12 protein-coding genes and 1 pseudogene are annotated in these 14,540 nt (G+C 51.0%); 3 read left to right on the top strand and 10 right to left on the bottom strand.

Annotated elements, in window-relative coordinates; genetic code table 11:
- Positions 1-44: 44 nt before the first annotated feature.
- Positions 45-1,112, top strand: a pseudogene (locus Enr17x_RS18370) (alpha/beta hydrolase).
- A gap of 42 nt (positions 1,113-1,154) precedes the next feature.
- Here the strand turns inward: Enr17x_RS18370 and Enr17x_RS18365 are convergent.
- The 6 genes from Enr17x_RS18365 to Enr17x_RS18340 form a co-directional block, all read right to left on the bottom strand.
- Positions 1,155-1,430: a hypothetical protein gene (locus Enr17x_RS18365; RefSeq protein ID WP_145311182.1), complete on the bottom strand. Its 276-nt coding sequence runs from the start codon at positions 1,428-1,430 to the stop codon at positions 1,155-1,157.
- Between the two features lie 183 nt (positions 1,431-1,613).
- The gene (locus Enr17x_RS18360) at positions 1,614-2,039 is read right to left on the bottom strand and encodes a hypothetical protein (RefSeq protein ID WP_145311181.1); all 426 of its coding nucleotides are present in this window, start codon (positions 2,037-2,039) and stop codon (positions 1,614-1,616) included.
- 79 nt (positions 2,040-2,118) lie between these two features.
- Complete coding sequence (locus Enr17x_RS18355) at positions 2,119-2,712, bottom strand: HNH endonuclease (RefSeq protein WP_145311180.1); 594 nt, start codon at positions 2,710-2,712, stop codon at positions 2,119-2,121.
- Positions 2,709-3,191: a hypothetical protein gene (locus Enr17x_RS18350; RefSeq protein WP_145311179.1), complete on the bottom strand. Its 483-nt coding sequence runs from the start codon at positions 3,189-3,191 to the stop codon at positions 2,709-2,711. The genes Enr17x_RS18355 and Enr17x_RS18350 overlap by 4 nt, the downstream gene beginning before the upstream one ends.
- Complete coding sequence (locus Enr17x_RS18345) at positions 3,169-3,405, bottom strand: hypothetical protein (RefSeq protein ID WP_145311178.1); 237 nt, start codon at positions 3,403-3,405, stop codon at positions 3,169-3,171. Before Enr17x_RS18345 ends, Enr17x_RS18350 begins: the two co-directional genes overlap by 23 nt.
- A gap of 283 nt (positions 3,406-3,688) precedes the next feature.
- Positions 3,689-5,086 (bottom strand): DUF1501 domain-containing protein, encoded by a 1,398-nt coding sequence (locus Enr17x_RS18340; RefSeq protein ID WP_145311177.1) that lies wholly within the window; start codon positions 5,084-5,086, stop codon positions 3,689-3,691.
- A 297-nt stretch (positions 5,087-5,383) separates the two neighbouring features.
- Between Enr17x_RS18340 and Enr17x_RS18335 the strand changes: the two genes are divergently transcribed.
- Both Enr17x_RS18335 and Enr17x_RS18330 read left to right on the top strand, forming a co-directional pair.
- Positions 5,384-5,788, top strand: coding sequence for a BlaI/MecI/CopY family transcriptional regulator (locus tag Enr17x_RS18335; protein WP_198000659.1), 405 nt, complete (start codon positions 5,384-5,386; stop codon positions 5,786-5,788).
- A gap of 30 nt (positions 5,789-5,818) precedes the next feature.
- A complete protein-coding gene (locus Enr17x_RS18330; RefSeq protein WP_145311175.1) occupies positions 5,819-10,168 on the top strand; it encodes a carboxypeptidase regulatory-like domain-containing protein in 4,350 nt (1,449 codons plus the stop codon).
- Positions 10,169-10,194: 26 nt separating this feature from the next.
- Here Enr17x_RS18330 and Enr17x_RS18325 read toward each other — a convergent pair whose 3' ends face one another.
- From Enr17x_RS18325 to Enr17x_RS18310, 4 genes are all read right to left on the bottom strand, one after another.
- Positions 10,195-11,763 (bottom strand): sulfatase family protein, encoded by a 1,569-nt coding sequence (locus Enr17x_RS18325; protein WP_145311174.1) that lies wholly within the window; start codon positions 11,761-11,763, stop codon positions 10,195-10,197.
- A gap of 89 nt (positions 11,764-11,852) precedes the next feature.
- Positions 11,853-12,185 carry an EthD family reductase gene (locus Enr17x_RS18320; RefSeq protein ID WP_145311173.1) on the bottom strand — a complete coding sequence of 111 codons (333 nt, stop codon included), beginning with the start codon at positions 12,183-12,185 and terminating at the stop codon, positions 11,853-11,855.
- A 43-nt stretch (positions 12,186-12,228) separates the two neighbouring features.
- Entirely contained in the window at positions 12,229-13,065 is an 837-nt protein-coding gene (locus Enr17x_RS18315) for a phosphoenolpyruvate hydrolase family protein (RefSeq protein ID WP_145311172.1), read from the bottom strand.
- A 26-nt stretch (positions 13,066-13,091) separates the two neighbouring features.
- Positions 13,092-14,312 (bottom strand): Tm-1-like ATP-binding domain-containing protein, encoded by a 1,221-nt coding sequence (locus tag Enr17x_RS18310; protein ID WP_145311171.1) that lies wholly within the window; start codon positions 14,310-14,312, stop codon positions 13,092-13,094.
- Between the last annotated feature and the right edge of the window lie 228 nt (positions 14,313-14,540).

Genomic DNA, 14,540 nt, shown 5'->3' with positions numbered 1-14,540 from the left:
GTCGAGACGATTCCCTGAAGGTCATAATCAACTCGACAGGAGCGATGACGATGCCACAACCGCACAACATGTTCCCCCCACCTTCAGCCTCACGTATGATAATCCTACTTCTCTTCTGGTGTGGGACATCCTTCAATCAGACTCCGGTATTTAGTCAGGATTATGACGCTCCCTCCACCATCTCACCTGAAGCCCGGAATGCGCTTTCGAAGTTTAGCCGGGCTGCGGCAACCGCTCCGCTGCCTGCTGCCGATGATCTGGCTGGCTGGAAGGCGATGCAGGCCAAGATTGAACAGAAACGGGCCGTCGCGAACGCGGAAGTCGTCAAAACCTATCAACCGCAGATCACAGAACGCAAACTGGGGGGAGTACCAGTCCTCGATATCAAACCCAAAGGCTGGAAAGAAAGTAATCAGGTTCTGGTCTATACGCACGGCGGTGCTTACACGATGTACATCGCACGTTCGCGGTTAATGAGTGCGGTTCCGATGGCCAACGATACTGGCTTCCGCGTGATCTCGATCGATTACACGCTGGCACCTGTCGGAAAATGGCAGCAAGTCACCGATCAGGTGGTGACCGTGATTCAGACATTGATTCAAGAACGGCATTCTCTGAACGAGATCGCAGTCTAAGGCGAGTCGGCAGGGGGCGGACTCGTGGCGGGGATCGTGCTCAAGATGCGCGACAATGGACTGGGTATGCCCGCGGCAGTGGTACTCTGGTCCCCCTGGGCTGACATCACAGAAACCGGAGACACTTATGCCACTCTCCAACAGGCCGATCCGCTATTGTATTACCCTCACAATCTCAAGCACTGTGCCGATGCCTACGCCGCTCCCCGGGATCAGAAGCACCCCTACGTCTCGCCCGTCTACGGTGACTACTCGAAAGGATTTCCACCGACCTTGATCCAGGCAGGCAGCAAAGAAATCTTCCTGAGTAACGCCATCCGCCAGTATCAGGCCCTCGATACCGCCGGCATTCCCGTGAAGCTCGACCTCTACGAAGGCATGTGGCACATTTTCCAGGTCTTCAACTACGATCTCCCGGAATCAAAACTCGCACGGAAGAAAGTCAAAGCATTTTTAACGCAGCATGTAGGGAAGTAGGAGTATGAATGCGGTTTCTGTGAGGATTTGCAGCTTGATCCATCAAATTACGCGATAGTGCGATAGTCCCAGCAGGATCAGCAAAATGATTCCGACGACCCAGATCGGGGCAAACCAGATATGGCCGCCCGCTTCAGGATTGATGCTTGGAGTCTCTGTTTCGTCGTTGGTGAAGCGTAAAAAAACGTCAAACAGCATCGCACAAAGAATGGCGACCAGCATCGCCAGTCCCCGGCTGTCACTGAATTTGACGGCAATGAAAAATCCCGCAAACCCGGCAAAACCACAGAACAGAGCATTGTTGTTGAAAATCCACATGGGGGAGGGAATAAAGGATCCTCTTACCCTAGAGAATAGACTATTTTTTATGTTGAACCCTATTTCAGAACTCCAATAGATATTCAAATTAAGTCCAATTCTTCTTCTGAAAGTCCAAAAAGGGAATGTAGGATGTTTTTATTTTGACTCAACTGAATGGAAAACCCAATTTTATTTCATTCGTCAATCATCGAAACGAACGATCATTCGATTGTTCATACGATTCGAATTTCGTAATTTCAGAATTGTGTTTTCGAGTTTAGTAAAAAGATTCTTCAGGTCAGAGTAACCAGCTTCATCAAGAAAAAGCATAACTCCTGATTTTCTCATGTCAGATGGATCGAATGCGTAGACTCTGACGTGAGCATCACCCGAACTGTGTACTGTCAATTCAAAAGAGAGCTTGCCAAAGTTACTCTGGACACTGCCTATATTTACTTCTAAAGACATATCTTCCAAATTGGCACTTTCCACTTCATGTAATTCAATTTCGGGTAAATAGGGGATAGTTAAGGGACTACCGCACTCTGGACACTTAGTCTTCTTTCCGGCGTTTTTTTCATTTGTTGAAAAAGGACGACCACACTGACATTTTACTTCGATTTTCATTTGGAATAATCTCCTCAGAAACTTTAAATGTCATTGAATTCAGATAAATAATAGACTAAGTAACTATTCGCGATAGAAGTCAGTAAGTACGGGGTAATTCGTCGCGTTCCCGTCTGGCAAACCAGGATTCATTAATTCCTTCAATACGATGATTAACTGGTGGTCTCAGCGTACTTAAGTCGGGGAGCAGATCTGGAAACCCAGCAATTTGATCATACAACTCTGGATTATTTCTTTCTGCAAGCTCAACAATGCGCATCCACAGAATTCTCCAATTTTTCAGATTTGAAGAATTCAGGTCCAACTGCAAGATTAAGCGTTTTGTTTCAATATCCGGTGTTTCCAGGGTTCCGTCCTCTAATGTGGAGACTCTTTCTGAACAGAGTAACGTGAGAGGATTTTCAATCTTCTGTGCTGATTTCGTCAGGTTACAGCGACGACATGCATAAACCAGATTTTCATAATCTAAACGCAACTCAGGATTCGACGATTGCGGTTCAAAATGATCCAGTTCATAATCCCCGGTCACCTGTCCCCAGGTTTCACGCTTCAGGCAATAGATGCAGCGAAATGTAAATTCATCGCGGAGCCACGCGCGAAACTGTCCATAGCTTGTATAACCGGCAGGACCATGCCTTCGGGTTTGCCGCTCAACTGGATAGTCGAAAATCAATGATGTTTATCCTTGTAGTTCAATTCCAGCAGCTTTCGATGTAACTCTTTCGCACCTTTCATGGGCAGGTTTTCTTCAGAATCAACATGCTTTCGCATGAGATTTGTTAAACCTGCTAATTCGATGCTTTCAGCGGTGGAGATCTTTTCCTGAATCTCTTTGTCGATCAGTTCGAAGCGCCGCTGATTTAGCTTAGCATTCCATTCAGTTGACTGAGTATTATGCTCGGCCCAGATTTGTCCCATTATTTCAAGAATAGATTCCATGTTGATTCTGGAGTCGGATTCTAAGAGGGTGAGAATGATCGTCCGAATTGCTGGTTCTTCGAGATCGGACTGACTGGGGGCTTCAGGTAACCCGCGGTATGCGTCTGAGAAATTAAGCTCAAGATTCTTAATAAAAATGCGAATCCATTCGTGGACCCCACCTGGAATCGAGTTTTCTGTCGATTCAGATTCAGGCGGCATTTCGCTCGACATCGGACGGATCTCCATTTCGAATAGTATTCGAGAGAGACTGAAGTGCTAATTCGGCTGCTTGACGATAGTGTGACAAGGTTGCAGTATGTGGTTTCTCAGATTTGATTGCAAGTTCCCTTGCCCGTTTGTACACTTCTTCGGCAAACTGGGCTTTCCACTCTATCAGAGCTTTTGCTGCTTCGTTCTCAATCCGGAAGTTTGAATTAACGCTCATCCTTGACTCCGTGACGTCCTGCTGATGGGTATCCCTTGGTTCATTTATTGGGGGATCTTCAATATCCAGATAGTAAGAAGCTGGATTAAATTTGCGGGCTGCTTTTTATCGATTGTGATCTAACAGGTCAACCACAAACCGTCGAAGCGGATTCATGAGTCCGACATGCTCTTTGTCGTAAGTCTAATTACAGTAGATGGTTTTAGAAATTATCTATAGTAGCTGACGTACACAGTCAGAGTGAAAAATCAAAATGTTTGAAGGAGAGAACCTATCTCGGAAATCAAAACAGCGCCGTCAGCGGTTGGGAATCTTCGAGCAGAAAATAGGGCCGGTCCAGTTTGTCGTAGGCGATCAGGTCGTGGATGCCCATGGCGTGGTAGACGGTGTGCGTGATATCCGCGGGGGTGACCGGGCTTTTGAGCGGATATTCGCCGTAGCGGTCGCTGGCGCCGTAGGTCTGGCCCCCCTTGATTCCGCCGCCGGCCAAAACGTCGGTCAAACAGTGCGTCCAGTGATCGCGGCCCGCGCCGGTCTTGCCGCCGGAACGCGGATCGCCGATCTTCGGTTTGCGGCCCATTTCACTGGTGACCATCACCAGAGTTTCATCCAGCATGCCACGAGTGGCCAGATCCTCAATTAAGGCAGAATAAGCGCGGTCGAATTCGGGCAGCAAGTCTTCTTTCAGGCATTCGAAATTGCTGCCGTGCGTGTCCCAGCTTCCTGCACTCTTGCACTTTTTACCCAGGCGATTGAGATCCCCTTTCCAGAAGACTGTTACGAAGGGAACGCCGGCTTCGACCAGTCGACGGGCGGCAAGCAGGCTCATGCCGTTGATTGTTTTTCCGTAGCGTTCGATCGTTGCTGGCGACTCTTCATGCAGATCGAAGGCGGATGTCGACTCTGACGACAGCAATAGTGAGAACGCCCGCTCCTGCTGCTTGTTCATCGTGGCGATCTCAGCGAAATCATCGAAGTCGCGTCTCGCGGAATCGAGTTGATTCAACAGGGACCGTCGCTCAGTCAGTCGATCGGGAGAAATGTTTCCTTGCAGCGAAAGTGCCGGCCCGCGGAGCTTGAGCGGCTCTTCCCGGGTACCTTGAATATACATCGGATCGTGTTCGACGCCGAGCTTCGCAGCAAACTGTCCCGGTCGAGTATACGGTGCCCGGCTGGGCATGTGCGGCAGGGTGATCGCATTGGGCAGACTCTTATGCGCGGGACGACGTTCCGCGACCACTGAACCCATAAAGGGCCAGTCATCCGGTTGTGGCGTGCGATTGTTTCCTTTGGTGACAAAAGACTGATCCGGAATATGCCCGGTCAGATTGTGATAGTAGCCGGCGTGATGGTCGTTCGTATTCACCGTTGCCCCGACCGAATTCACCAAGGCCAGATGATGGGCTTGTTTCGCCAGCATCGGCAGATGTTCGGAGAGCCGGACTCCCGGAGCCGACGTTTGAATCGGCTGAAACGGACCCCGATAATCCGAGGGGGCATTCGGCTTCAGATCCCACATATCAAGATGCGACGCACCGCCACACAGAAAGAACAGGATGGTCGATTTCGCCGACTTCTTCGCAGGGGGAGCCGTCGTCTGGGGAGCCGCAGTTGTGGGAGTTCCAAATCGCATTCCGGCAAAGCCAAGACCCGAAGCCACCAGAAATTGCCGCCGTTGCATAACCCGTACTCCCGTTATCCTCCAGCGCAATTGAGCAGGCGCCGGTTCTCCGCAGTAAAAGGTGAGCCGCTTTCAGTTAGAGCGGATCGCAGGGACCCATCATAAACATATAAACGAATGCTAACATGATGCGACAATCAAGTCCAGCACGGATTGCTGATGTGAGAGCTGTTTTACCATAGCGGGCAGCGCAACTTTCACGCGGAGTGATACTCCTTGCGGTCGAAAATTGAAATCAATTCTTGACAGTACGACAAATGTAGTGTAATGTCGGCAAATGTCGAAAAGGAGGTCCTGATGGGCAAAAAAAAGAAAGCTGAAAAATCAACGACAGCGATGACCGATGTGGAATGGGTCATCATGAACGTCGTCTGGGAACACGAGCCGTGTGCAGCGGGAACGGTTCAGGAACAATTAGCAGACACACACGCCTGGGCTTACAGCACTGTCAAAACCACGATGGACCGCATGGTGACAAAGGGGCTGTTAACAAGAGAGTCGATCCGCAACCTGAATCTGTTCAGTGCGGCAGTGAGCCCTGCGAATGCGAAACGAGGTGAGTTGAAGCGTTTGTTGAAACGTGCGTTTGATGGCGCTCTCACTCCCATGCTGCAATTCATCGTTGATGAAGAAGAACTCTCGGCTGAAGAGATTCAACAGCTTCGCAAATTAATCAGCCGCGCCGACCGGAAGTCTGAGTAAGCAAAACGTTTGACATTGGGAATCAGGGATATGACTGAAGCATGGAATGAAATGACGACTTTGCTCAATGAGTATGGCGGGAGTTTCTGGAACTTCAGCACGGTGATGTTCGCACAGGTCTGTGTACTGGTAATCATTCTCCTGCTGGCCGATTTAGTTTTACGCAACAAAATTCGCGCCGTGACCCGGTATTGGCTCTGGTCATTGGTACTGCTCAAGCTCGTTCTACCGGTTACACTATCCTCGCCTGCGAGTGCTGCCTACTGGTTGGCAGACTATCTACCTGCTGCGACCAGCGCTGAAATTTCTACCGAAGTTGTACTGAGTGGGACGGAAACTATCCAACCAGAGATCTCACCAGAAAAATCTTTCATAACAGACCGACCGTTTGCTGTTGAACCGGTCAATCGATTACTCCCCGAACCAGTGCTGCAGCCCGCAGCAGAAACTGGTATCTCACCTGTTTCCTCACTCCCCAGTGGCGAACCTGAGAACGCAATGTCCGTTCCACTGGTTTCTCCTGAACCAGCGGCAATACTTTTGCTATTCTGGTTGTCCGGTGTGGCGGTCCTGTGTGTCTTCGTTGCCCTGCGTACACGACGGGTCCGGCAACTCACACAACAGGCAGAGTCGGCATCCGTCGAGGCATTGTCATTGCTGAATGACTGTTGTCGCCTGATTGGAGTAAAGCAGGGGGTTGTGCAATTGAAAATATTTGACGGTGCAGGCAGTCCGGCCATATGCGGACTGTGGAAACCAACGATTGTGCTTCCCAGACAACTGCTGGATCAATTGAACCAGGAACAGTTGCGCCAGGTTTTCGTTCATGAACTGGCGCACTGGAAACGCTACGATTTACAAATAAACTGTTTCCAGACCCTGCTGTTAATTCTTTATTTTTATAATCCGATGGTCTGGGTTGCGCATGTGATTCTCAGGCGATTACGAGAGCAGGCCGTTGATGAAACCGTGCTGGTGACCTTGAATGTGAAGTCCGAGCAGTACTCATCAACCTTATTGGATATTGCGGCGCTGACCTCGCTTCCAGGCAAGGTCAGCTTACAATTGATTGGCATTCTTGAACCTCGTAAACCACTGGCGCAGCGGATTCGACGAATTATCTCGCGACCGATTCCCCGGTCTGCCAGGCTGGGGTTTGTCGGTTTGGCTATGGTCATGCTCACCGGCGTCTTGCTTCTGCCGATGTCCAGATTGGATCGTTCTCACGCCGCTGATGAGCCTGTGGTACAAAAGAAAAAATCACCCGCGGTTAAGAATACGAAAAATACAAAAGAGACGGTGCCGCCTCCGAAAGAGATTGTTCGGACGGAACAGAACAAAACGCAGAAAGAACCTTCTGCCCCGCAAGGCATTCTCAGTGGACGCATTGTTGACGATACCGGCTCGCCTGTGACCGATGCTGAGGTGACACTTCTCCATCGTAATGGCGGGCGATTGATTCGTGAAAAAACGGATCAGGAAGGACGCTATCAGTTCTCAATGATTAATAAGCCAGGTCAGCATCGAATCATGATCAAGTCAAAGCGTTGGGTGGGGATCGAACGCAGTTCTGATTGTCCTCTAGTGACACTCACAGACGATTCGAAGACGATACAGGATATCACACTCGAACGAGCCTGCCAGGTACGTATTGATGTCTTAAATGAGGAAGGTAAACCTGTCGCCGGAGCGCGTGTTTATGCCAAATTAGTGACAGACACAAGTGGTTTCAGTCCTGAAACCGTCAGCACCGATCGATACGGTCAAGCGACGCTTGGTTTGAAGCCTTCAAAATTCAAATACATAATCGCTACCTCGTCTCCCGATTATGGTTTTGAAAAAGTTATGATTAAGCTGGATGATCCAAATAAAATTACATCGCCACTATTCGTGCTTCAGAAGGGGATCAGCGTGACGGGTAAGGTCCTCTGTTCGGATGGAAAACCTCCTGCCGGTTGGAAAATTAACGCACTCCCCGACTGGTGGAAATTTGGTAGTTATCCGTCTGGTTATGAAATTAGCAAAGATGGATCATTTACACTTTCGCATATTGTTGCAGAGAAATACAACGTTTCGGTTTCCGTCCCATCGGGTGACCGGCTCTTTTCCTTTAAATCGGTACTCAGTTCCACGGACCTTTTGCAGCAGAAACAGCCACTCTCACTGAAACTGAATTATCCTTCCCCGGCATCCCTGGTCTCAATATCCGGTCAGATTCATTATTCAGGTAATGGGCAGCCGCAGCGTGGATTCTGGCTTTACGCGAATTCTGATGACCCACAGCGTCATGGCAGTGCATATATTCAACCGGGTAAGACAGAATTCCGTTTGGATCCGATTCAACGTGGTAAATATAAGCTCAGGATAGCATCTCCCGGACTTGAATTGAAAGGTGGCAGCTACACAGTGTTCGCTCCCGCGAAAGAGATCAAGCTGGATGTGGTGATAAAGGGGAAACCGAAGTTACTGGGCACGGTCGTACGCGGCGATTCTTCTCAGCCAGTCAAAAAGTACCAGGTTCGCGCGATCAAGTCCCGCACTTTACGCGGTCCTAATTTCGTGCAGAGTTCCCGCTGGTTGGATGTCGATAACGAGAACGGGAAATTCGAACTCGAAGTCAGTGGACCAGGGATCTATGTGGTCCAGGTTGCCGCATCTGGTTTTGCGGCAGCTCTCAGCGAACCGATCAATACCGACACAAACCAAGGGAAACCGATTCAGATTAAACTGACAGAGGGGGTAACGCTTTCCGGAACGGTAATTGATGAGAAGGGACAGCCGGTCGATGGTGCGACGGTAATTCCACTCTCTAAGGCCAGAGGTGTTTCTCAAAGGACATCAGGAGCGTTTACAACAGAGGACGGGGCTACAAAAACCGTTGATGGGAAATTTACGCTCAAGCACCTTGGTTTCGAAAAAGAGTCCTTGAAAGTCACTCACCCGGACTATGCTTTTGCAATTGTCGAAGAGATTGATCTCAGAGCCAGTCCGGTATCTGACGTCAAGATTACTCTCAAACGTGGCGGCACTGTTAAAGGGCTCGTTACGAATGCAGCAGGCCAGCCGGAACCGAATGTGACGTTATTTTTCCGGGATCAGAATACTTATAATGGTGATACAGCCAGTCAGGCCGGACTTTTTGCGACCGTGGTTACGGATGAAAGAGGTGAGTATACGGTCTCTCATCTGCCCGAAGTGATGTGTTATGTGATTAGCGCCGAGGAATGGACTTCTAATGGCGTTGTTCGGCAGACCATTCTGCCTCAGAATGGTCAGACCAGCACTCTCAATTTAGGCGGTCGCCCCAAAGTATCAGGTCTGTTGAAAGTTAATGGCGAGCCACTGGCGAATACGCGACTGCTGTTGGCCGGCGAGAGTCCGAATTCTGGCATCTTTCGTGCTTATACAGTCACCGGCAGCGATGGCGGTTTTACCTTCTATGGCGCTGGTCCTGCTGAACGTACCTTGTACTATGCTGTTCCCAAGCGACCCAATGATTGGGTACGAGTCAATTCATTCCAGTTGCTCGCGGAAGATCAAGATCTCGGCACCATAGATCAGAAGATTGGTCAACTTACTGTAAAATGCACACCTGCGGCTACCGAAAACATGCGATTGAAACTTCAGACTTATAACCCCGTCTGGACGTTTGGCTTGTACACGGGAATCCTGAAGCCGCGGAGTAATAACAGCGCTCCCTTTGTTTATACTCAGGTTCCATTGGGGGAATATGAACTTGTTGCTTCGCGGCCCGGTTATCCGACTGTCTTTCAGAAAATTAAGATCACACCGAAAAATCAGAATGCCAGTATAACGTTAGCGTTGCCAGAGGGGACGGCAACTCTGCGCGGCAGCCTCGATAAAGAACTGTCTGGACCGGCGAAAGTCATCTGGCTCAAATTATGGAGTGAGGATAAACGGCTGATGAGTCGGGTCTTGCCGGACGAGCAGGGAAAATTTACAGTCGATCATCTTCCCGCAGGGGACTATTTTCTGACAGAGCAGGACGTTCGCGATTCAAAAAAGTTACTTCAGTTCTCTCTGAAAAAGAATGAAGAAAAAACGTTAAATCTGACGCCTGAACTGATCAAGAAACCCTCTCCCAAACCTGGTTTTCGAGTGATTAAGGTCTTCACCGAAAATGGTGTTCCCTTACCGGGATGTGAAATTCAACTGGAAAGTGCGACTGGCACAATCTCACGACATAGCCAGCAGAATGAAAGGCAGCATTTCGTCGGAACACCGGGAACATACGAAATGACTGCCACTTATCCGGGATTTGAAACGCGACATCAGAAAGTTAAACTGATTACATCGGGCGCGGACGGGAGCTACACCAAAGACGTAACACTGAATGTCCTGCTCAAACCAGTTGATTAGTGAATCATGGAAAACAGAAGACCCGTTTATTTATCCTCGCCCTGAACGTTCTTCAGGATCAACGACAGGCGTTCGACGACTTCGGGGTGTTCGTTCCAGACGTTTTTCGTTTCTGAGGGATCGTTTCTGAGGTTGTAAAGCTGGCCCGTTGGTTCGCCTGGTGCGGGATTGACTTCGCGGGCGCGGGTGAAGCCGCCGGAACCTCGTTTGAGAGCCATTTTCCAGGGGCCTTGGCGGACCGCAAAGTGTCCCCAGAGCGAATGATGGATGGCGTAGTCGCGTAGTGGTTTCTCGTTTTTCTTACCCAATAGAGCCGGGAGAATATTGACGCTGTCTTCGCCCGCGCCGGCGGGTAACTTCTGATCTGTGATCGCGGCACAGGTTGCCAGCAGGTCTGTCAGTTCGACCAGTTCGTCATTGCTCGAGTCAGCCGGTGTTTTGCCGGGCCAGCGGACGATGAAGGGGACCCGGTGGCCGCCTTCCCAGATGTCGGCTTTGGTTCCGCGGAGATGCGCATTGCCCTGATGGCCGCGGTCTTTGACGTATTGCCCCCGGTGGTTCGGCTTGTAATATTTCAGGTCATCTGTTTCTTTGGGAATCCACCAGTGATACAGGCCGCCGTTATCAGACGTGAAGATAAACAGTGTGTTCTCCGCCACGCCAGTACGCTTTAGTGCTTCCATGATCGCTCCGACGGTCGCATCGACTTCGAGTACAAAATCGCCGTATTCGCCGGCGGCGCTTTTGCCGCGGAATTCGTCGTTGGGCACCAGCGGCAGATGCGGCGCGGTGAGCGGAAAGTAGAGAAAGAAGGGCCGCTCGGGCGATGCTTGCGAATACCGTTCTATAAATTGCACCGCCTCTCCGGTCAGCGTCGGCATCACACTGCGGATTGTAAAATCGGGTGAACGCATGCCTTGGTCGACCGAGAGAAATTCGGTCGAAATCCGTTCCGATGGAATTGTGGGGAGGATCACGGGCCGATCGTTTTTGATAAAACAGAAAGGGGACATATTCAGCGAAGCCGAGATGCCGAAGTAATAGTCAAAGCCGTTCGCCAGCGGGCCGCCAGTGATCGGTTTCGTGTAATCGACGTCATCGCCGATACGAGGACGTTGACGCCGATCGATGGGAACCGCGGGCACAGGCTGTCCATTTTTGTCGGTCCACTGCATACCCAAGTGCCATTTGCCGATGCAAGCAGTATCGTAGCCAGCTTGTTTGAGCAGTGAGGGAACGGTTGTCTGGTCCTGTTCAATCAGTGGCGGATCAAAACCGTCCAGTACACGGTATTTCAACCGCGTCCGCCAGCAATACCTTCCCGTGAGAATGCCGTAACGGGTGGGCGTGCAGACGGCGGATGGCGTGTGCGCGTCGGTGAATTTCATCCCCTCCGCTGCCAGCCGATCAATATGAGGCGTTTTAATTTTTGATTCGGCGTTATAGCAACTCACATCTCCATAGCCGAGATCGTCAGCAAGTATATAAACGATATTCGGCTTCTGGGCTGCATTTGTTGTCGTTTGCAGAAATAGGGTCAGGAGCAGTAGCGGTAAGCTGATTTCCAAGCGGAGAGACGTAAGAGCAGAACTCATGTTTTAATGACCTTCCAGGGAGTGAATCAATGAACGTTCTTTTCGCTATAAGCGGGGAATCAAGGGAAACGCAACCGAGGTGCGTCGACTCAGGGGGACTCCAGGTTCAGCGGGATCAAAACCTCTTCCTCATCATACATGAACATCACCCCTCCGGTAGCGAAATTCGGAACATCTGCGATTGTTTCCTGACCTTCGGGGCTTTCCAGAATTGCCTGCATCGCTGTTGCAGATTCAGCATAGAGGCTGACGATCAGATAATAGGGCGCGGGATTGCCCGCTTCTGCGGAGATGCATTTGCCAATCGTCCAGCCGGTGAGTCCTTTCATTTTCTTTGCCAACGGAATATGCACCTCGTTGTAATAGCGGTCAAATTCGGCAGGGTCTTCAGGGTGTCCGTACATTACAGTTAAGCGATACATATTGAATTCCTGTGTTAAGTCGTTGAGAAAAAAGCGGCTGGGTTTATTTTTTGAGTAAACTCAGATCGCCGAACAGGCGGACCTGTGCGGTCATCGCAACTTCTGTCGGCAGGCGTTCCATGGAACTGGCACCATAGAACCCGTCGATGCCTGCGACGCGATCAAAGATATATTGTGCATCTTCGGGCATGGCGATCGGGCCGCCGTGACAGAGCAGCAACACATCACCCCGTTCGCTCTTGGCGGCGTCGACCATCGTGCGGATTGCTGCGACCGAATCGTCGAGCGTTTTGCCGGTTGCAGCGCCGATGGTACCGCCGGTGGTCAGTCCCATGTGAGCGACAACAATATCTGCACCGGCAGCCGTCAGTTTCTGTGCCTGATCGGCGTCAAACGCGTAAGGGGTTGTGAGCAGATCCAGATCATGAGCGGCTCGGATACAATCGATCTCCAGGTCGAAGCCCATGCCGGTCTCTTCCAGGTTGGCGCGGAACTGACCATCAATCAATCCGACGGTCGGAAAATTCTGGATGCCGGCAAAACCCATTGCCTGCAGTTCTTTGAGGAACAGATTCCGAATCAGAAACGGATCGGTGCCGCAGACGCCTGCTAAGACAGGCGTTTTTTCAACGACGGGAATCACCTCACGTCCCAGGTCTTTGACAATCTCATTCGCATTGCCGTAAGGCATCAGTCCCGAAAGTGAACCGCGGCCCGCCATGCGGTAGCGGCCCGAATTGTAGATCACAATCAGATCGATGCCACCGGCTTCTTCGCATTTCGCACTCAATCCCGTACCGGCTCCGCCGCCAATGATCGGTTTACCGTCAGCGACTTTCTCACGCAGCCGCTTCAGGATCGCTGCTCTCGATTCAGACATGTGTGGGCTCCTTGTGTTGTGTCTCTTTATTGGAATCGGTCGCCGCATACTCGTTCGAAAGCTTCAACGAGCGCTGCGGCGAACACGGCATCGTTAATGTGGCAGGGATAACGGGAGATGCGACGTTCGTCGGACTGCTGGACTTCCTGCTCTAATGTGTCGAACAGACACTGGTCTGCTGTGGGATCATAGAAGGCTTCGCCCTCGGCGTCGAGCATTGAGACGCCTCGTTCCGGAATCAGGATTTCCACGGGAGCTGTTGAGCGGTTGATTTTCGAGGCGATCCATTGTGCCATCTGCCGGTTTTCGTCGACCGTGGTTCGCATCAGTGTCACTTGTGGATTGTGAATCAGAAACTTGCGGTCAACGAATTTATTGGGAATCGTCTCACGCGCACCGAAGTTGACCATGTCGAGGGCACCCAGACTCATCACATAGGGAATGCCCCGCTCGAGGATGACGTCGAACCGACGCGGCCCTCCGGGCATAATACCTCCGACGACTTCGTCGGCGACTTCCGTCGTCGTGATATCGAGCACGCCACAAATCAGGCCATCAGCAACCAGTTTTTCCATCGCCTGACCTCCGGTGCCGGTCGCGTGAAAGACCAGGGGATCAAAGCCCTTTGCTTCCAGCGCTTCGCGCACCATATCGACACAAGGCGTCGTCACACCGAACATCGTCATGCCCAGGGCGGGGCGGTCTTCGGGGAAGTCGCGTGCGTTCGCGACCATCCCGGCAATCGCATGCGCAGCATTGCTCAACACTCGCCGCGAGACGGAATTGAGTCCTGCGACATCAACGACCGAATACATCATGGTAATGTCGCTCGATCCGACATAAGGTTGTGTGTTGCCACTGGCGACGGTCGATACAATGAGTTTCGGAAGGCCGATTGGAAGTGCCTGAAACGCGGGCGCCACGATCGCAGTTCCGCCGCTGCCGCCAATCGCGATTACACCGGCCACGTTTTTCGAGCTGACTTCAGAGGGCAACCATTCTCGCAATGCTTCGGACATCGCAGTCACTGCCTGACCCCGGTCGGTTTGTTCCTGTACGCTCTCTGATCCTTGAGGATGTGACTGGGCAATGGTGTTTGCAGCAATATCGGCGCGGTCCGAACTGCCACGCGTACTCAAATCGATCAGCACGACGTCCAGCCCCGTTTGGCGAATACAGTCGGCCACAAAGCAGAGTTCATCTGCTTTGGTATCCATTGTGCCGAGCGCATAGATGGCTTTTCGCATGCGGTTTCCTCCCTGAGGCATTTCACTCTCTCAATCGGATTTTCGCTCAACTGATTGTTCATAGTGGTGATAAGGAGCTAAATTTGTCAAGCCAGGAAAAAGAGAAATGAATCCAGAAGAGCAGGTCCGTCTGTAGTGTCTGTGCTTTTCGTTCTGGATTTGAATCCGTATTTTTCTGATATTCCATGGAACTCTGCTTTTCATCTTATCGCCGTGTGCTAGGGTTCA

Source organism: Gimesia fumaroli, assembly GCF_007754425.1.
Lineage (GTDB): Bacteria > Planctomycetota > Planctomycetia > Planctomycetales > Planctomycetaceae > Gimesia > Gimesia fumaroli.
Note: the sequence above shows the minus strand (reverse complement) of the source record. Positions and strands in the feature narration are given on the sequence as shown.

Excerpts from the sequence above, each read along its gene's own strand:
- Enr17x_RS18310 (WP_145311171.1), bottom strand. The coding sequence starts at position 14,312 with ATGCGAAAAGCCATCTATGCGCTCGGCACAATGGATACCAAAGCAGAT.
- Enr17x_RS18315 (WP_145311172.1), bottom strand. The coding sequence starts at position 13,065 with ATGTCTGAATCGAGAGCAGCGATCCTGAAGCGGCTGCGTGAGAAAGTC.
- Enr17x_RS18365 (WP_145311182.1), bottom strand. The coding sequence starts at position 1,430 with ATGTGGATTTTCAACAACAATGCTCTGTTCTGTGGTTTTGCCGGGTTT.
- Enr17x_RS18340 (WP_145311177.1), bottom strand. The coding sequence starts at position 5,086 with ATGCAACGGCGGCAATTTCTGGTGGCTTCGGGTCTTGGCTTTGCCGGA.
- Enr17x_RS18345 (WP_145311178.1), bottom strand. The coding sequence starts at position 3,405 with ATGAGCGTTAATTCAAACTTCCGGATTGAGAACGAAGCAGCAAAAGCT.
- Enr17x_RS18320 (WP_145311173.1), bottom strand. The coding sequence starts at position 12,185 with ATGTATCGCTTAACTGTAATGTACGGACACCCTGAAGACCCTGCCGAA.
- Enr17x_RS18335 (WP_198000659.1), top strand. The coding sequence starts at position 5,384 with ATGGGCAAAAAAAAGAAAGCTGAAAAATCAACGACAGCGATGACCGAT.
- Enr17x_RS18360 (WP_145311181.1), bottom strand. The coding sequence starts at position 2,039 with ATGAAAATCGAAGTAAAATGTCAGTGTGGTCGTCCTTTTTCAACAAAT.
- Enr17x_RS18350 (WP_145311179.1), bottom strand. The coding sequence starts at position 3,191 with ATGTCGAGCGAAATGCCGCCTGAATCTGAATCGACAGAAAACTCGATT.
- Enr17x_RS18325 (WP_145311174.1), bottom strand. The coding sequence starts at position 11,763 with ATGAGTTCTGCTCTTACGTCTCTCCGCTTGGAAATCAGCTTACCGCTA.
- Enr17x_RS18330 (WP_145311175.1), top strand. The coding sequence starts at position 5,819 with ATGACTGAAGCATGGAATGAAATGACGACTTTGCTCAATGAGTATGGC.